Source organism: Rhizobium sp. CB3060 (assembly GCF_025200735.1).
Lineage (GTDB): Bacteria > Pseudomonadota > Alphaproteobacteria > Rhizobiales > Rhizobiaceae > Rhizobium.
In genome coordinates this window covers 2110880-2129255 of the sequence record NZ_CP104159.1, presented here as the reverse complement: position 1 = coordinate 2129255, position 18376 = coordinate 2110880, and the positions used below count along the sequence as shown (strand labels likewise).

Genomic DNA, 18376 nt, shown 5'->3' with positions numbered 1-18376 from the left:
GCGACCGGGCAATCCCAGTGCGCGGATTTACATGGGGTTAGCGGCGATAGAGGACTGATTCAAATAAGCGAATCCAAAAACTGAAAGATCCTTCATATATAAGATTGGTTCCCACCGCTCCACGATCAACGCGGTTCACATCGGGAGCAATCATTATGAATGGGAGACCAACATGTGTATCGCGTGCTTTATGCAGACTAGGCATCCGACTACCGCAGCAAATCTGGGCAGGCCGATTAGTTCATCGGCCATGGAGGCTTTGATCGATAAGCCCGGGCCGATCGAGGTCGAGACCATCCTGAGTGCGAACTGGGTGGCTCCGCTGTCGGGGCTACTCAATCTGAAGCACCCGGTGGCCGTCAAGGCAGGAATCAGGGATCGCGAGGAGCCGATCGAGATATACACGCATCTCCTGCGGCATCCGAGCCACGGAGCCTTTATGGTTGACACCGGCGTTTCAAAGCGCTTCGTGCAGGATCCTAAAGGGGTCGGGGTCGGCTTGGTGATCCGCAACTTTGCCAAACTCGACAGGATGAAAGTTCGCAACGAGCCCCTGTCGGCTGTGCAGTCCAAAGGTGTCGAGCTCAAAGGCGTCCTGATGACGCATCTCCATTTCGATCACATTTCCGGCATGCCGGATGTTCCGACCGATATCCCGTTCTACACCGGCATGGGCGAAGCCAATACCAGGCAGCTTCAGAATCTTTTCGTCCAGGGTATGGAAAACAGGTTCTTTGAAGGCAGGCCCGCCATCCGGGAATTTCAATTCACCAAGGATTCAAACGACAGGTTTGACGGTGTCGTCGATGTTTTCGGAGACGGAACGCTTTTTTCGATCCTTACTCCCGGACATACCGCAGGCCATGTTTCCTTTGTGGCGCGCACTCCCGAAGGTCCGGTTCTCTTGACCGGTGACGCCTGTCACACCCGTTGGGGGTGGGATCATGGCGTTGAACCTGGAACTTACACCTACGACCGGGCAAAGGAACGGAAGAGCTTGCTCGCGCTGAAAGCCTTGAGTGAGCGTCACCCCAAGATGGTGGTGAGATTGGGGCATCAGCCGTAACCCCCGGGAGTACGCCGAAATCTCGGACCTGACCTGAGCCTGAGAGTTGATGAGGACGCAGAGTGCAAGGCCTGCTCCCTCATCGATGGAACCCGAAGCTTGTTCGGGTCCGACCGCTTCCTCGAGGACAGCTCAGGATCAGGTCTGGCGCAGTGCGCTCCTGGTCACCGTGAGGCAATACGCTGGCACGGGGGCATACTGTGTGGAGTAGGGTAAGTCCGCCTCAAACCTGAATAGCCGCCTCGAAAATGAGGATCGCAGCGGCTGCAAGTTGGCCATGCCCCATTATGTTTCAATGAGTTGTCGGCCACTACGAGCGCTTCCAATAAGCGAATTCAAAAACTGAAAGATACTTCATATATGTTTCTCCAGTCCCCCCGCGTCCTGCAATGGTGCGGTTTATGTCGGGCGCATTCAAAGACGAATTGGAGATGAATATGGGTAAATTGGATGGAAAGGTCGCTCTTATCACCGGCGGCAGCGATGGAATGGGGCTGGCGACAGCCAAGCTGTTCGTCAGCGAAGGCGCGACGGTTGTCATCACTGGCCGCGATCAGGCGAGGCTTGATATCGCGGCCCAGAACATCGGAAACGGCACCGGCGCGATCGCCTGCGACATTTCCAAGTTAGCGGACATCGAAGCGCTACGCGAATTTGTCGAGAGAGAGTACGGCCGTGTCGACATCCTTTTCGCGAACGCCGGTGCGGCGCGCCCGAACATGTTTGAATACATGTCCGAAGAAGAATTCGATTTCACGATCGCCTGCACGTTCAAGGGAACCTACTTCACGGTGCAGAAGCTCCTGCCGCTCATGACCTCTGGTGGCTCGATCGTTCTCAATACCACGACTTTGTCCACGAAGGGCATGCCCTATGTCAGCGTCTATTCGGCGGGCAAAGCCGCTATTCGCTCTTTGGCGCGATCGCTCACCGTGGAACTCATCGACAAAGGCATAAGGGTAAATGCCATGGCGCCTGGCTACATCGATACCGATCAGGCGCGCAAATCGGGCGTGAGCGAGGAAATGATCGAACAAACCAAGGCCCAGGTGCATACGCAAATTCCGATGCATCGCAGCGGCACTGTCGAGGAGATCGCAAAAGCCGTCTTGTTCCTCGCTTCCGACGACTCGTCCTACCTGACGGGCAGCGAACTTTGCGTCGATGGCGGCTGGAATCAAGTCTGAGAACCGCGCCACCTCCAAGCAGAGCAAGTTCATCCGGTCCATCCGAGGTGGGTGAGCTTTCAGGTTGGATTGACTAACGCTAATTGGAATGGACGGGAAGTTTCATGGCTAAGGATTCTGTACTGACACCTAGATGGAAGACAACGCTTTGGGTTCTACGCGGGCTCATGGGCTTTGTTTTCATTGCTACGGGCATGATGAAACTGTTGGCAACGCCGATGATGATTGAAGATTTCAACCGTCTGGGTCTGGGCCTCTGGTTCATGTATCTAACCGGGGCTTTGGAAGTTGTCGGCGGGGCGGGTGTGCTGGTGCCGCGTGTCTCTCCGTGGGCCGCCCTACTGCTGCTGGTGCCGATCGATATCGGTGCCTTCGCCACGCAGTTGACGGTCTTTCATCACGACTGGATTCATCCGATCGTGTTCGGCCTGATCCTTTTCGGGATCATGTATCTTCAAAGGGGCGCTCTCCGCTTTAAGGCGATTTGATCGGCCAAAGGCCGATTAAGTCTACGGTGTTCGACACTGGTCCAATGTTAAGAAGGCGGTTCACGACGGGATAAATCCTAAGACGTGAACCGGCCACGATGCGGCGCCGGCGTTGAGGGATATTGCGACGCCGAGAGCCTCGGCGATTTTTTCCCGCGTCGTCCCATGTTTGATTACTGTCTCGACGCGGTTCGCGATGCAGCCATCGTATCGAGTTATGACAGCCATGGCGAGGGTTATCGGTTCACGGGTTTTTCCGTCGAGGTGCTTGGCTGAATCTGCGGCCTTTGCCAGTACGCTATAGCCGGAGATGAAGGAATAGAATTTATCGAGGTCGAAACACATCTACAAAATACGATAGTAAGTCTCAAAGCGAAATCGATCGAAAAGCCTCTTCTAAAGATAGTGCCGCTGCAACGCTAATAGCGGCTCAATCATTTGCGCAGTAGTTCAGCCAATCCTCCAATGTTTCGAGTCAATCAGATGACGGCTGTCTGCGATGCAAGCGTAAACTAGGCTTCCTCGGATACTGTGAAGGTGTGAAGCAGATAAGCAAAGCGTGCAAGTTCCATAAATTGCCTCCGCCACATTTCTATTGTTTTCAGTGACTTAGTTGTTGAATGATCAGAGGTACGCTGGTTTGAATCCGTTCAAGGCGATATAATGCTGCGTGTCCATACCGAAGAGATAGGTAACAGTTTGTCCCTAAGAGATGGGTGACAACCTCGTGCCGAACGGGTTGTCGATGGTTTGCAAGGTCCTCTGTTCCAGGTCGATATATCCCAGATCATAATGCATGAAGCTGACGAGCCAAATGCCGTCGTCGACTTCTTTGATGCCGAGTTTTTGTCCTGCCATAACGGTCGAGATATTGATCTTCTTGCGGTGCATGCAGATGCGGCCGCAGTTGGTGACGAGCGCATCCCTGTCGTGGAAGGGGTAATTGATCTCCGGCAGGCCCTCATAGGATCTCGATGATGAGACATAGAGGCTGCCCGGCGTTCTCATGTTCAGTGCCTCGTGCGGCCGTTCGGTATTGAATTCGCTGACGAATGCATCGAAGCGGGCCTGCTGCTGCAGGATGTTTCTGCCGGGCGGACGGGTAGCCTCTTTCTTCAGCGTCAGGTGCATACGCTCGTGCCGGCCGTTGTCTTGCGGATGGCCTGGCCTGATGCGTTCGAGCACGATGCCGAGTCTCAGCCACCAAACGGACAGCTTGGACAGATTGTAGAGGCCGTTGGGCGAGGCAAACGGCAAGCCGTTGTCGCTGCGGATGGCGAGCGGCAGGCCGCGCTCGGCAAACAGCCGGCAGAAGGCCTCGAACACGCCCTGCTCGCGCGTTGATTCAAAGGCTTCGCAGGCAAGAAGGAAACGCGAGGCCTGGTCGGTCACCGTCAGCGGGTAACAGTATCCGCCATTGCCAAGTTTGAACTCGCCCTTGAAGTCGGCGCACCACAGATCGTTCGGCATGAGCGCCTGGGATAAGGCCGTTCCCTCGGCTCGATGGCGTTGCCGCTTGCGGGCATGAGCGACCAGCCCGTGCCGGTCGAGAATGGCATGCACCGTGCTTTTGGCGGGCACACGTATATCGCCGGCAAGCTTCCTGACCAATAACTCGCGGATCTTACGCGCACCCCAATGCGGCTTGTCCTTCTTGAGCCGCACGATCATCGCCTCGACCGGCTCGGGCAACTGATTGGCATAGCGCACCGGCCGACGTGACCGATCCGTCAGTGCCTCCAACCCCTCGTCCTTGTAACGGTTGAAGATCTTGTAACCGGTCTTGCGCGAGATGCCGAACGCACGGCACACATCGCTCATGCCTTCGCCCTCAAGCAGACGGGCGACAAATCGAAGACGTTCCTCCATAACCGAAGTCTCTCTCCACGGCATCAACACCTCCCGCCAAAGCGAAAAGTGTCACCCATGTCTCCGGTACAAAACGTCACCTATCTCTCAGGTCGGGCAGCGCCGGAAATGATGTGCTGTCGCAACGATCTGTCGAAAACGTGAACATGGCCCGTCTTTTCCTGTGACGCACAATATGCCATGCCTTGCGGTCATGAGACTCTGGTCCCTTATCGCCCGTCTGCTCTCGGTCCTTGCGATCCTGGGCTTTCTGACCGCTCCGATGGCTGTGCCTTCGGCGGCTGAAACCATGACGGCCGAGGCGATGATGCAGACGATGGACATGGCGGCAATGGCTGACGACATGCCGTGCTGCCCGGATCAGAAACAATCCCTGCCAGACTGCCAGAAGTCCTGTCCGCTCGCAGCCATCTGCATGGCGAAATGCGTTCCGGGTCTCGCGCACGGGGAATTTGCCCTGTTTCGCCTCGATCGTGGCGCCAATGTCGACCTTTTCCGCGATCGGATGCGGGAGCCGACGATCGGTGCGCCGCCGGACCGACCTCCACGAACCTGAATTCATCGCGTCCTTTGGGACTTTGTAACCGTTCGGCCAACCCCGAGCGGTGAATGCGTGGCTTTGCGCCATAGCTATCCCGTGCATTCGCACGAACCAACGATGAATTTGGGAAAACCAACAATGACGCTTTTCACTTTGAAGCCTGCGGCTATCGCAGCGCTGATCGGCCTGACCTTCACGGGCCTTACCTCCCAAGCCTGGGCTCAAGTCCAGGACTATGAGTTCCAGCTCGTCAAAAACGAGATCAAGGCGGGCAACGCGGCCGAGATCGCCGTGCGCCTAGTCGACAAAAGGTCCGGCAAGCTCGTCCCCGACGCGGTGATCTTCGCCCAGCGCGTCGACATGGCGCCCGACGGCATGGAAATGATGGCCGAGCCGATCGAGGCGCTGCCAACGGTCGAGCCCGGTGTCTACCGCTTCAAGGCGCAGATTCCGATGGCTGGCGGCTGGCGCCTGTCGCTCGGCGCCAAGGTCCAGGGCGAGACCGACAGCCTTGAAAACAAGCTCGAGTTCAAGGCCGTCCCATGACAAAAGCCGGTCGAACCGGCCTCACCCTCGTCGCCGTGCTGGCGGCGGGGGCAGGGGGCCTTTGGGCCGGGCAGCGTGGTGTCGCGCTGCCTGACCTTGCATGGCTGCGCTCGATCGTCGGCGTTGAAAGCGTCGCGGTCGCCGCGACGGCAACAGCGGCGGCATCGGGGCCGATCATCTATTATCGTGACCCCGATGGCCGTCCTGCCTATTCGGCGGTGCCGACGAAAACACCGGACGGCCGGGATTTCCTCGGCGTCCACGCCAGCGAAGATCTGTCCTTCGACGCAAATCAGACCGCCAAGCCGGCCGTCGCAAAAGTGGCGGACAACAAGCCGGCGGCCGAGCCGACGAAGGGGAAAATCCTCTACTACCGCAATCCGATGGGTCTGCCCGACACCTCGAAGGTGCCGAAGAAGGATTCGATGGGCATGGATTACATCGCTGTCTACGAGGGCGAGCAGTCCGACGCCTCGACCGTCAAGGTCTCGCTCGGCAAGCTGCAACGCACCGGTGTGAAGACAGCCACGGCCGAGATGGCCAGCATCAGCCGCAAGGTCGAGGTGCCAGGCACCGTGACGCTCGACGAGCGCCTCGTCAGCGTGATCTCGATGCGGGCCGATTCCTTCGTCGACGACGTCGCTGACGTCACCACAGGCGACCATATCGGCAGGGGCGAGAAGCTGTTCCGCTTCTACTCGAGAGAGATCGCCACCGCCGCTTCGGAATACGCCGCCGGCCGCGACGGCTCGCGCGGTAGCAACGACGCCGGCTCGGCATTGCGCCTGAAGAACCTCGGCGTTCCGCAGGATGTGATCGACGATATTGCCCGGACACGTCAGGTGCCGACGAGCATGGCCTATACCGCCCCGCGCGACGGCGTCGTCCTCGAACGCACGGCAACAGCAGGCATGATGGCGAAGCCCGGCGACACCTTGTTCCGTATCGCGGATACCTCCGACATGTGGGTGACCGCCGACGTTCCGGAATACGAACTCGCCTCCGTGAAGGTTGGCGGGAAGGCTGACGTTACAATCCGCAGCCTCCCCGGCAGGACCTTCCATGGCACCGTCGATCTCGTCTATCCCGCGGTGGACATGCAGACGCGTACGACAAAGGTGCGCATCGAGCTTCCCAATCTGGACGGCACCCTGTTGGCCAACATGTACGCGGATGTCGAGATCGAAGCCGGCGCTCTAAGCCCCGTCGTCTCGGTTCCCAACAGCGCGATCGTCGACACTGGTGATCGTCAGGTCGTGTTCATCGACAAGGGAGACGGACGGTTTGAGCCGAAGGACGTCAAGCTCGGCGTCCGTGGCGACGACAATACGGAGATCCAGCAGGGCGTCGCCGCCGGCGACAAGGTGGTCGTCTCGGCGAATTTCCTGCTCGATGCCGAAAGCAATCTCAACGCTGCGCTCAGCGCCATGACGCCCGAGGAGGCCAAACCATGATCTCGCGCATCATCTCCTGGTCCGCCCATAACCTCGTGCTGATCTTCGTCGGCGCAGCACTTGCCGTGGCGGGCGGCGTCTATGCGCTGCGCTCCCTGCCGCTCGACGCCATCCCCGATCTCTCCGACGTTCAAGTGATTGTCTACACCGAATATCCCGGTCAGGCCCCGCAGGTGGTCGAGGACCAGGTCACCTATCCGCTGACGACCTCGATGCTGACGGTGCCGAAGTCGAAGGTCGTGCGCGGCTTCTCCTTCTTCGGCGTTTCCTTCGTCTACGTGATCTTCGACGACGGCACCGATCCCTACTGGGCGCGCAGCCGCGTGCTCGAATATCTGAACGCCGCACAAAGCCGCCTGCCGCAAGGCGTCACGCCAACGCTCGGGCCGGACGCGACGGGCGTCGGCTGGGTCTACGAATATGCCCTCGTCGCCAAGGAGCTCTCGCTTGCCGAACTGCGCTCTCTGCAGGATTGGGTGGTGCGTTTCGGCGTCTCGAAGTCCGAAGGTGTCGCCGAGGTCGCAAGCGTCGGCGGCTTCGTGAAGCAATATTCCATCGTCGTCGATCCCGCTCGCCTCAAGGCGCAAGGAGTCTCGCTCAATGATGTTGCCAACGCCGTGCGCGCCAGCAATACCGATGTCGGCGGCCGCACGATCGAGCTGTCCGAATTCGAGTTCATGGTGCGCGGACGTGGCTACCTCAAGGGCATTCCCGACATCGAGAACATCGTGCTGAAGAGCCAGAACGGTGTGCCGCTGCGGCTTGCCGACGTTGCGAGGGTGGAACTCGTTCCGGACGAACGGCGCGGCATCACCGAGCTCAACGGCGAGGGCGAAGTGGCCGGCGGCATCGTGCTGCAGCGCTTCGGCGCAAACGCCTTGACCGTGATCGAGAATGCCAAGAAGAGCATGAACGATGTCAAAGGCAGCCTGCCGTCCGGCACCGAGGTCGTGCCCGTCTACGACCGCTCAACCCTGATCGAGGCGGCCATCGAAACCCTGAAGGGCACGCTGATGGAGGAATCGATCGTCGTCGCCTTGGTGACGATCGCGTTTCTCCTGCACGTTCGAAGTGCGCTCGTCGCCATCGTCATGCTGCCGGTCGGCATCCTGATTGCCTTTATAGCCATGCGGATGCTCGGCCTTGGCGCCAACATCATGAGCCTTGGCGGCATTGCCATTGCCATCGGTGCGATGATCGACGCAGCGATCGTCATGATCGAGAACGCTCACAAGCATCTTGAGCGAGCGCCGCCGGATAAGGCGCGTGTGGAAATCCTGGTCGAGGCGGCAAGCGAAGTGGGACCGGCGCTGTTCTTCAGCCTGCTGATCATCACCGTGTCGTTCCTGCCGATCTTCACGCTGGAATCGCAGGAAGGCAGGCTGTTCGGGCCGCTTGCCTTCACCAAGACCTTCTCGATGGCGGCCGCCGCACTCCTGTCGGTAACGCTCGTTCCCGCCCTGATGGTCGTCTTCGTGCGCGGGCATATCGTGCCCGAACAGAAGAACCCGGTAAACCGCATCCTTATCTGGCTCTACCGCCCGGTCATCTCCGGTGTGCTCAAGGTGAAAACCCTGACGATCGGCGTGGTGGTCCTGATCCTGGCGGCGACCGTCTGGCCGGCGCAACACATCGGCAGCGAGTTCATGCCCAATCTCGACGAGGGCACGCTGATGTATATGCCGACGACGCTGCCCGGCATCTCCGTCACTAAGGCGGCCGAGTTGATGCAGACGCAGGATCGCATCATCAAGTCCTTCCCCGAGGTGCAGAGTGTCTTCGGCAAGGCCGGTCGGGCACTGACGGCCACCGATCCGGCGCCGACCGAGATGTTCGAGACGATCATCCAGTTGAAGCCGAAGTCCGCATGGCGGCCGGGTGTGACCGTCGACAGCCTCAAGCAGCAGATGGATGCGGCACTGCAGTTTCCCGGCGTCTCCAACGCCTGGACCATGCCGATCCGCGGCCGCATCGACATGTTGTCGACCGGCATCAGGACGCCGGTCGGCGTCAAGGTCTATGGCACGGATCTCGGAGAGATGGAAAAGGTGGCGCGGCAGATCGAAAACGTGCTGAAGACCATACCCGGAACGTCGAGCGCCTATGCGGAACGGGTGATCGGCGGATACTATCTCGACATCGGCCCCGATCGCACCGCGCTCGGCCGCTACGGGCTGACCGTCAACGACGTCCAGGAGGTCATCGGCATGGCGCTCGGCTCCGAGGTCGTGACCTCGACGGTCGAGGGCCGCGAGCGTTATGGCGTGGCGGTGCGTTATCCGCGCGCCATGCGCAGTGATCCGCAGGCGATCGCCCGCGACGTGCAGATCTCACTGCCGGGCGGCGGAACGGTTCCGCTCGGCGAAGTGGCCGATGTCAAGCTGACCCGCGGTGCGACGACGGTCCGCACAGAAAACGGCCAGCTTGCCGTCTACGTCTATGTCGACATCGCGGGCCGCGATCTCGGCGGCTATGTCGCCGAGGCACAGCAGGCGGTGGCAAAAAGCGTCAAGCTGCCGCCCGGATATTCCGTCGCCTGGAGCGGCCAGTTCGAATATCTGCAACGCGCCGAGGCACGGCTTGCCATCGTCGTCCCCCTGACGCTGGCGCTGATCTTCCTGCTGCTCTATCTGAACTTCAAGGCGCTGACGGAGACAATGATTGTCATGCTGTCGCTGCCCTTCGCACTCGTCGGTGGCATCTGGTTGATGTGGTGGATGGGCTTCAACGCCTCCGTGGCGGTCGCCGTCGGCTTCATCGCCCTTGCGGGCGTGGCGGCCGAGACGGGGGTGATCATGCTGATCTATCTCGACCACGCCATGAAGGAACAGCGCGGAGCCTGCGAGAAGGAGGGCCGTTCCTTCTCCAGGCTGGACCTCAATCGGGCCATCATGGTCGGCGCGGTCGAACGCGTCCGGCCGAAGATGATGACCGTCGTCGCCATCATGGCCGGTCTGGTGCCGATCCTGTGGCGGACCGGGACCGGCTCGGAGATCACGCAGCGCATCGCCGTACCGATGATCGGCGGCATGATATCCTCAACACTGCTGACGTTGATCGTCATCCCGGCGGTCTATGGATTGGTCAAAGGATGGCGGCTGCCGGCCGCATCTGCCGAGGGCGGGTTCGTCGAGGAAGACGAGCGCAATCTCGAGGCAGCCGAATGAAAGGAGGAGCCGATGATGAGCGACATGATGGGCGGTGGCATGATGTGGGGCATGGGCCTTGCGGGTCTGCTCGGGATCGTCGTAGTCGTACTGGTGATCGCGGCGTTGATCAAATATCTGTTCTACCGCTGACGACGATGTTCCTGTCGTGGGTAGAGTCCATGTTGCGGGCGCCGGTGCGGCTGAGGACATGGCTTGCTTTCGGCGCGGTTCGGGATCATCCTCCTGTTGCCATGAGACACGTTCAGGCTCGAAAGCTTGTCGCTCTGTTCCTCGCGGTCCTTGTCGCCGCGGGGATGAGCCTGACCGTCGTTCGAGCCAGCGCCGTGGCCGCGCAAATGGCGACGATGTCCGCGATTGACATGCCGGATCACGGCGGTTGCCCGGATTGCCCCGGCAAGGCGGATGACAACGGCATGAAGGCGATCGTTTGCAGCACCGTCTGTATCAGTCCCCTCATTGCGCCGCTACCGCTTGCGGCAGTCGTCCCAGACGGGGAGAAGGTGGTTTCCGCCTTCGTCTCTGATCTGCTCCTTCACGGCAGGAACCAGCTCCCCGAACCCGATCCACCGCGAACCTCCGACATCGGCTGACATCTCGGCTGTCGCCCGCAAGCGGCCGAGCCGAGCGAACGAACGCGTCCTCGCCATTCGTCCCATATGACCAAAGAGGCTGCGCGTTCCATCATCGACGATGATCGGAAGGATCGAACGTGCATACTGAATCTCATGACCGAATATCGCGCCGGAGCCTGCTACGAGCCGCGACTGGCCTCCTCCTATCTGCATCCGTGTCTCCATTGACAGCGCGGGCCGCCGCGACCGTCGAGCAGCGATACATCGCCGCTCTAGGCCGGGTGCGCCTTCACGGCGCAGATGATCCGGAGACAGATGTCTGGGCCTATAACGGCATTGTACCGGGTCCCGTCGTCCGCCTGCGCCAGGGTGAATCCGCCCGGCTCGTCGTCGAAAACCGCCTCGACCAGGGGACCACGGTCCATTGGCACGGCATCAGGCTTCCCAACGCCATGGATGGCGTGCCCGGCTTGACGCAGCCACCGATCAGACCCGGAGAGAGCTTCGCCTACGAATTCACGCCGCCGGATGCGGGAACCTTCTGGTATCACCCGCACGCCAACAGTCTGGAACAGCTCGGCCGCGGTCTCGCCGGCGCCGTCATCGTCGAGGAGCGCGATGCTGTCACCGTCGACCGCGACCTTCTGTGGCTGCTTGCCGATTGGCGACTGACCTCCGACGGAGAGATCGCCGCCGGTTTCGGCAATGCAATGGAGGCGGCGATGTCCGGCCGCGTCGGCAACACCGTGACGCTGAACGGTCGGGTCTCGGAGACCGAACCAGTCCGGGCTGGCGAACGCATTCGCCTGCGCCTCGTCAACGCGTCGCTCGCCCGGATCATGGCGCTGCGTTTCGAGGGACATCGGCCGATGATCGTGGCGATCGATGGTCAGCCCTGCGATCCTCATGAACCTGAGGGTGGGCGCATGCTCCTCGGCCCCGCCATGCGTATCGACGTCGTGCTCGACATGCAGGGCGAACCCGGCCGGCGCTACGCCGTCATCGACGATTTCTACGACGGCCTGTCCTATCCCGTCACACAACTCGCCTACGACGACAAGCCGCCCCTGCGGTCCCATCCACCCGATACGCCAACCGATCTCCCGCGTAATCCCTTGCCGGAGCCCGATCTTGCTGCAGCGGAGCGCCATGACCTGACGCTGCAGGGCGGCATGATGGGCGGCGGCGCGATGGCTGGCATGGGCGGCATGATGAGTGGCGGAATGATGCGGGGGATGATGGGCATGGGCGGCGGCGCTGCCTGGGCGATCAACGGCATGTCGATGACCGGCGACGGCCATGCCGGAATGGAACCGGCGCTGACGTTCCAGCGCGGCCGCAGCATCGTCCTGACGCTTCGAAACGAGACCGCGTGGTGGCATCCGATGCATCTCCACGGCCACAGCATGCGGGTGTTGACCCGGAACGGCGAGCCCGTGCCGCATCGCCAGTGGCAGGACACGGTACTGATGGCGCCGAAGGATGTCGTGGAGGTTGCCTTCGTCGCCGACAATCCCGGCGACTGGATGCTGCACTGCCATGTGATGGACCACCAGATGAGCGGCCTGATGACCGTGCTGCGCGTCGCCTGAACCCCAACCCTGATGAAAGGAATACTGCCATGCAAAGACGAACTTTCCTCCTCGCAAGCTCCGCCATTCTGCTCCTGCCGTTTCCGGCACTCGCCGCCAGCGGCAAGCACGCAGTCCTCTACAAGAACCCGCAATGCAGTTGCTGCGAGGGCTACGCCGACTACATGCGCCAGAACGGATTCGAGGTCGACGTCAAACCCACCAACGACCTTGCCGAAATCAGCCGCAAGGCCGGCGTGCCGGAAGGATTCGAGGGCTGCCATACGATGTTCATCGACGGCTACGTCATCGATGGCCATGTGCCGGTGGATGTCGTTGAGAAGCTGCTCGCCGAGAAGCCCGCGATCGCCGGTATCACCCTGCCGGGCATGCCGATGGGCTCACCCGGGATGGCCGGCACCAAGACCGAGAACTTCATAATCTACGCCGTCACCAAGGACGGCAAGGCACCGACCATATATGCGGCGGCATGACGTCGGGACGGGAGACCGACCGCATGACCCGATCAGCGGACAGGACCACGACGTATGACTGGATAGCATCGGTACGGCGTCGTCGCCACCGTGTTTGTCTGGCGCGCGTGGTGCGATCCGAACCAGGCTTCAGCTCCTGGACCAGAAAACAGCGGCCGTCCGCACAAATTCCTACAGCATCAAGCGCCGGCAACCTTGCCAGCGCTTCGGTTCAGCGATGCGGGCCAGCCGCTCTCGCTTGCCGACTTCCGCGCAATCATCTCGATCGGCGAACTGACCTTCTTATCGGGGACGTTCTATCTCTCTGTGGCCGTAGAAGCTAAAAAACCTACATGACATTGGATGCCACTCTTCAATGGGAGTGATCGTGGCGGTGGTGCAGATCGGGATAATGCGGATGTCGATGCACCAGCGGAGCATGCCGATGCCAATGGGTGTGCGGCTCGCCGGGCGGCGTATCCGGCCCGTGCTCATGCTGGTGATGTTCGTCGTGGCTATGCCGATGTTCATGTTCGAGCGCCTCATGAACATGTTCATGGTCGTGCCGCTCGGACAAATGTAGCCATAACCCGACCGCCATCAGGCACCCGGCGATGATGAGCGTCATCGACAGAGGTTCGCCCAGCATCAGAACGGCAAGCACGGCGCCGACGAACGGTGCAAGCGAGAAATAGGCCCCCGTCCGCGCGGTGCCGAGATGGCGCAGCGCGAGAATGAACAGCGCAAGGCTGACGCCATAACCCAACACGCCGATCACGCCGGCAGCGAGAATAAAGCCCGCCGGCGGAAATGCGATGCCGTTCGCTGCGGCGATGGTGAGATTGATCGTTCCCGCGACCAACCCTTTTAGCATAGCGATCTGGACAGGGTCGGCGGACGACAGCTTGCGTGTAAGATTGTTGTCGATCCCCCAGCACAGGCAGGCACCGGCGATCAATAAGGCGCCCCATTGGATCGAAGCCTGTCCCTGCCAGGATAAGATGGCGGCCCCAGCGAGGATTGCAAAGGCGCCGACCAGAAGCCGGCGGTCGACATTCTCGCGAAACACAATCCAGGCGATGCCCATGGTCGCAAGGCCTTCAAGGTTCAGGAGCAGCGAGGCCGTCGCAGCGTCGGTCCGCGTCAGGCCGAACATGAGCAGCAACGGACCGAGCAGCCCGCCAGCGAGGATCACCAAAGCGAGCCATGGCATGTCCGCGCGCCGCAGCGGGGCCTCGAGTGCCGGCAGGCGTAATGCCGCGCGCGATCCATGGATGACCGCAAGGCCGAGACCTGCACTAAGATAGAGTAAGCCGGCCATCATCCATGGACTGACCGAACCGAGAAGCAGCTTGGCAAAGGGCGTGCTGGCTCCGAACAGGAGCGCAGACAACAGTGCCAGGACGACGCCGATACGGTTCATTGCAATACTCCACCGATAGCGACACTGGCGATCGCCAGCAGCAGAATGACGACTCAAGATGACGCCGTCCAGACGATCAGCAGCAGAAAAGCAGCCTAGCGCCAGCGCGAAATCCCAAAGAGAGAACGGTGCCCGTCCATACGTGACGTAGAGCGCGGCGGCAAGGATTCCAACGACGGCTGCGTTCGTTCCGCGCATGGCAGCTTGTGCAGCCGGCAAGCTGCAAGTCGCGTCTGGTCACTCAGTCCTCCTGAGCCCGAAACCAGGCGCACCGTCTGGTGCATCGGTCGGCTACAACCGCTCGAGGTCGGGCAAGTCGCGGTCTAAGGCGCGGAGCGTCTAGAGGACGGGGCATGGCCGACTGGCTGCGGAGATACGTGGCCCGCAACTTGTTTCGGCCTCGTACTTTCGCCAATGACGATCACCGGCGGCGGAGAGATCGGAAACCAGCTCTGAGTTCGGCGGCAAACAGCTCAGGCTGTTCCCAGGCGGCAAAGTGTCCGCCTTTCTCAACCTGATTGTAATAGATGAGTTTGTGGTACGACCGTTCCGTCCAGCTTCGGGGCGCCTGATAGATTTCACCGGGAAAGACGCTCACGGCTGCGGGAATCGAGATATCGACGGCGTTCAGAGCGCTCATCCCCTTGTTTTCCCAATAGAAGCGTGCGGCCGAGATGGCAGTGTTCGTCAGCCAGTAGAGTGTGATGCCGTCGAGCACGTCGTCCCGTGTGACCGCACCCGCGCTGCGCCCGCTGATCGTTTGTCCTGCGATCGCGGAGGTGATGGATGCCGCCGGTTGTGCGTAGCCGTCGCCGTGATCGATCATCCACGCCGCCAGCCCCACGGGCGAATCCGCCAGCCCATACAACGTCTGTGGCCGCGTCGACATCATTGCGGCATAGGCGAAGTGCTTTGCCCTGAAATCGCTGATCTGTTCGAACGCGCGTTTCTCTTCCGCAGAAAGGCTGGCTGGCGGCGGATCACCAGTCTGGAGCGCCTTGGACATTTCGGCAGGAATGGTGCCCGGGAAATTAGAATGAATACCGAGCAAATCCGGTGGCGCTTGTTTGGCCATCGCATTGGTGATCAGTGCGCCGACATCGCCACCCTGCGCGACAAATCGCTGATATCCGAGGCGCTTCATCAGCACGGTCCAGACGCGTGCGATATGGGCCGGGTCCCAACCCGTGGCAGTCGGCTTGCCCGAAAAGCCGTAGCCGGGGATTGACGGTATGACGAGGTCGAAAGCATCCGCTGCGATGCCGCCATGCGCAGTTGGATTTGTCAGAGGATCGATGATCTTGAGTTGCTCGATGATTGACCCCGGCCACCCATGCGTTACGATGAGAGGCAATGCCTCTTCGTGTTTCGAGCGAACGTGGATGAAATGGATGTCGAGCCCATCGATCTCGGTCATGAACTGAGGAGATGCATTCAGTTTCGCCTCGCACTTGCGCCAATCGTAGTCGGTCGCCCAGTAGTGGGCGAGTTCCCGGAGCGTCTCGAGCGGTACCCCCTGCGATTCGTTGGCGACCGTCTCGCGCTCAGGCCAGCGGGTCGCAGCGATGCGGCGTCGGAGATCGTCGATCTCGGCTTGCGGGGTGTTGACGGTGAAGGGACGGATCAAGGCATTTGCGTTCGTTGCGCCACCGCGTTTCGGGAGAAAACCGATGGCTCCGGTCGCGGCAGAAAGGATCAGCAGTTCACGCCTTGTCGGTGAAAATGAAGCTCGTGGCATGATAGCCTCCTGTTGTTTGAGATTTGCATCCGCGCCCGCCCAGGGATCAGCCTGAGCGGGCGGTTCCACCCTTCCTCCGGTGGCGGGTCAGTCGCCTCGTTGATAGTTTATCGATTCAACTAGCGCGCCCTGATCAGCTATACAGTTCGGGAGGAGTGCCGCGGACGGCGGGAGGAAGCCGTCTGCGCCCTCCAGTTCAGCGCAGTGATCTGAACGCCGCCCTGAGTTCCTGAGCAAAAATCCTTGGTTGCTCCCAGGCGGCGAAGTGGCCGCCCTTGTCGACCATGTTGTAATAGATGAGGTTAGGATAGGCCTGCTCGGTCCAACTGCGTGGGGCCTGATATTGCTCGCCGGGGAAGACGGTCACGGCCACGGGAATGGAGACGCCTTTGGCGTTGAAAAAGCCGCCTTTATATTCCCAGTAGAGCCGCGACGCAGAGACGCCAGTATTCGTCAGCCAATAAAGCGTGACGTTATCGAGGATCTCGTCCCGGGTCAGTTCACCGGAGACGCTCTCGTGTCGGTCCAGGGCCTCGAGAACCGCCGCTGCGGGCTGGCCGCCACCGTCGCCATGGTCGAGCATGTAGGCGGCGAGAGCGATGGGAGAATCGGCGAGGCCGTACAAGGTCTGGGGCCGCTCCGCCATCATCTTGTAAATTGCCACATGCTTGTACGTGAAGAGGAGCTGCTCGTAGGCGCGTTTTTCTTCGGCTGAGAGACCGGATGGTGGTGGCTCGCCAGCCAACGTCGCCTTGTCGATGTCTGCTGGAACCACCCCGGGCATATTTGTGTGGATGGCGAGCAGCCCCGCAGGTTTCTGCAAGCCCATCTGGTCGACGACAAACGCGCCCCAGTCGCCGCCTTGGGCGACATAGCGGTCATAGCCGAGGCGCTTCATCAGTTCGGCCCAGGCTCGCCCCATGCGTTCTGGACCCCAGCCGGTGCTCGTCGGCTTGGCCGAGAAGCCATAGCCCGGCATCGACGGGATCACCACGTGGAAGGCATCCGCTTCGCTCCCGCCATAGGCCGTGGGGTTGGTGAGCGGTTCGATGATCTTCAACTGCTCGATGACAGAGCCCGGCCATCCATGATTGATAACCAATGGAAGTGCATCCGGATTCTTCGAACGAACGTGGATGAAGTGGATGTCCAGCCCGTCGATTTCGGTCATGAACTGCGGAAAGGCGTTCAGTTTCGCCTCACCCTTGCGCCAGTCGTAGTCTGTCGCCCAATAGCGGGCGAGGTCCCGCATCGTCGCGAGCGGCACGCCCTGGGAGTAATCCGCGACGGTCTCCTTGTCGGGCCAGCGAGCGGTGAGGATGCGCCGGCGGAGATCGGCGATCTGCTCATCCAGAATGTCGGCGCGGAAGGGGCGGATCGAGTCGCTCGGGACCGCCGCGCGCAACGCCCGGGGGAGCAGGCTGATGGCCCCTGCAGCTGCCGCACCGGCGAGTAGTTCGCGGCGTGTCGGCGTTTGCAGTATTGATGATGCGACGCTCTGATGCGTCTTCTCCAGATTGGTCATTGTCGTACCTTTCAGGTCGTGCTTAGTCGTGCGCCGGGCCTTGGCCGGCGGCGACGCGATGGCACTCGTTTCATGATGGCCGCCGTTAAGCGCCGGCGGGTAGCGCGGTCGTTACGCCTTGGGCAACGCTGCAATCACTTCGGCGGTCGTCAGGATCGCATGGGCGAAGGTCGGCGCGCTCAATTCATGTGCGGCGTGCATCAACTCGTGTGAGAAGGCGGCGGTCGCATCGCGGACCAGGGTCACGTGATAGCCGAGTTCCATGGCGAAACGAGCGGTGGTATCGATGCAGGTATTTGCCAGCAGTCCAACCACGATCACGTGAGTGATCCCCCTCTGCTTCAGCCGGAAATCCAGGTCGGTGTTGGCGAAGCCGCTTTGCCCCCAATGCTCCTTGGCGACGATGTCGCCTGGCTTCGGCGCAAAATCTGGGTGCCATTCGCCGCCCCATTCGCCGCGCGCGAACTGGTGTTGGTGCATGATCCGTTGTTGGGTCGGGTTGGGGTGATCCCAATCCTCATAGTCACCCGGCTCCCATCGCCGGTGCGGGGCGATGGCCACCTGAATGCCGGCCGCGCGGATGGCGCGATCCAACCGGCAGAGGTTGTCGAGAAGGCCGACCTCGTCGGCGACCGGCTTGAGGCGTGGATAAACTTTCCCGCCCTCGGACAGGAAGTCGTTGTAGGGATCGACGAGGAGCAAGGCGGTCGTTTGCTTGCTGTAATTTGGCTTTGACATGACTGTCTCCAATAA

The 18376-nt window shown here is 60.8% G+C and carries 15 protein-coding genes and 1 pseudogene; 10 read left to right on the top strand and 6 right to left on the bottom strand.

What is annotated here, in order from left to right:
• Positions 1–250: 250 nt before the first annotated feature.
• The 3 genes from N2601_RS29005 to N2601_RS28995 all read left to right on the top strand — a co-directional run bounded on the left by N2601_RS29005 (position 251) and on the right by N2601_RS28995 (position 2741).
• Positions 251–1066 (top strand): MBL fold metallo-hydrolase, encoded by an 816-nt coding sequence (locus N2601_RS29005; RefSeq protein WP_260304504.1) that lies wholly within the window; start codon positions 251–253, stop codon positions 1064–1066.
• 437 nt (positions 1067–1503) lie between these two features.
• Complete coding sequence (locus tag N2601_RS29000; protein WP_260304503.1) at positions 1504–2253, top strand: SDR family oxidoreductase; 750 nt, start codon at positions 1504–1506, stop codon at positions 2251–2253.
• Positions 2254–2357: 104 nt separating this feature from the next.
• Positions 2358–2741: a DoxX family protein gene (locus N2601_RS28995; protein WP_260304502.1), complete on the top strand. Its 384-nt coding sequence runs from the start codon at positions 2358–2360 to the stop codon at positions 2739–2741.
• Positions 2742–2801: 60 nt separating this feature from the next.
• On the opposite strand, the pseudogene N2601_RS28990 reads toward N2601_RS28995, so the two are convergent.
• Positions 2802–3053 (bottom strand): annotated as a pseudogene (locus tag N2601_RS28990) (carboxymuconolactone decarboxylase family protein); the annotation flags it as partial.
• A gap of 393 nt (positions 3054–3446) precedes the next feature.
• A complete protein-coding gene (locus N2601_RS28985) occupies positions 3447–4634 on the bottom strand; it encodes an IS481 family transposase (protein ID WP_104822956.1) in 1188 nt (395 codons plus the stop codon).
• Positions 4635–4803: 169 nt separating this feature from the next.
• On the opposite strand from N2601_RS28985, the gene N2601_RS28980 reads away from it, so the two are divergent.
• The 7 genes from N2601_RS28980 (at position 4804) to N2601_RS28950 (ending at position 12958) form a co-directional block, all read left to right on the top strand.
• Positions 4804–5166, top strand: coding sequence for a hypothetical protein (locus N2601_RS28980; RefSeq protein ID WP_260304501.1), 363 nt, complete (start codon positions 4804–4806; stop codon positions 5164–5166).
• 123 nt (positions 5167–5289) lie between these two features.
• The gene (locus tag N2601_RS28975) at positions 5290–5697 is read left to right on the top strand and encodes a FixH family protein (protein ID WP_260304500.1); all 408 of its coding nucleotides are present in this window, start codon (positions 5290–5292) and stop codon (positions 5695–5697) included.
• Positions 5694–7151 (top strand): efflux RND transporter periplasmic adaptor subunit, encoded by a 1458-nt coding sequence (locus N2601_RS28970; RefSeq protein WP_260304499.1) that lies wholly within the window; start codon positions 5694–5696, stop codon positions 7149–7151. Before N2601_RS28975 ends, N2601_RS28970 begins: the two co-directional genes overlap by 4 nt.
• The gene (locus N2601_RS28965; RefSeq protein ID WP_260304498.1) at positions 7148–10318 is read left to right on the top strand and encodes an efflux RND transporter permease subunit; all 3171 of its coding nucleotides are present in this window, start codon (positions 7148–7150) and stop codon (positions 10316–10318) included. Before N2601_RS28970 ends, N2601_RS28965 begins: the two co-directional genes overlap by 4 nt.
• A gap of 233 nt (positions 10319–10551) precedes the next feature.
• Positions 10552–10911: a hypothetical protein gene (locus N2601_RS28960; RefSeq protein WP_260304497.1), complete on the top strand. Its 360-nt coding sequence runs from the start codon at positions 10552–10554 to the stop codon at positions 10909–10911.
• 119 nt (positions 10912–11030) lie between these two features.
• On the top strand, positions 11031–12485 hold the full coding sequence (locus N2601_RS28955) for a multicopper oxidase family protein (RefSeq protein WP_260304496.1): 1455 nt from the start codon (positions 11031–11033) through the stop codon (positions 12483–12485).
• A gap of 29 nt (positions 12486–12514) precedes the next feature.
• A complete protein-coding gene (locus tag N2601_RS28950) occupies positions 12515–12958 on the top strand; it encodes a DUF411 domain-containing protein (RefSeq protein ID WP_260304495.1) in 444 nt (147 codons plus the stop codon).
• Between the two features lie 352 nt (positions 12959–13310).
• Here the strand turns inward: N2601_RS28950 and N2601_RS28945 are convergent, their stop codons facing one another.
• The 4 genes from N2601_RS28945 to N2601_RS28930 all read right to left on the bottom strand — a co-directional run bounded on the left by N2601_RS28945 (position 13311) and on the right by N2601_RS28930 (position 18361).
• Positions 13311–14360, bottom strand: a complete 1050-nt coding sequence (locus N2601_RS28945) for a DMT family transporter (protein ID WP_260304494.1) — start codon at positions 14358–14360, stop codon at positions 13311–13313.
• A gap of 421 nt (positions 14361–14781) precedes the next feature.
• Positions 14782–16098, bottom strand: a complete 1317-nt coding sequence (locus tag N2601_RS28940; RefSeq protein ID WP_260304492.1) for an epoxide hydrolase family protein — start codon at positions 16096–16098, stop codon at positions 14782–14784.
• Positions 16099–16294: 196 nt separating this feature from the next.
• Positions 16295–17623, bottom strand: a complete 1329-nt coding sequence (locus N2601_RS28935) for an epoxide hydrolase family protein (RefSeq protein ID WP_260304490.1) — start codon at positions 17621–17623, stop codon at positions 16295–16297.
• A gap of 111 nt (positions 17624–17734) precedes the next feature.
• Positions 17735–18361: an isochorismatase family cysteine hydrolase gene (locus tag N2601_RS28930; RefSeq protein ID WP_260304489.1), complete on the bottom strand. Its 627-nt coding sequence runs from the start codon at positions 18359–18361 to the stop codon at positions 17735–17737.
• Positions 18362–18376: the final 15 nt, after the last annotated feature.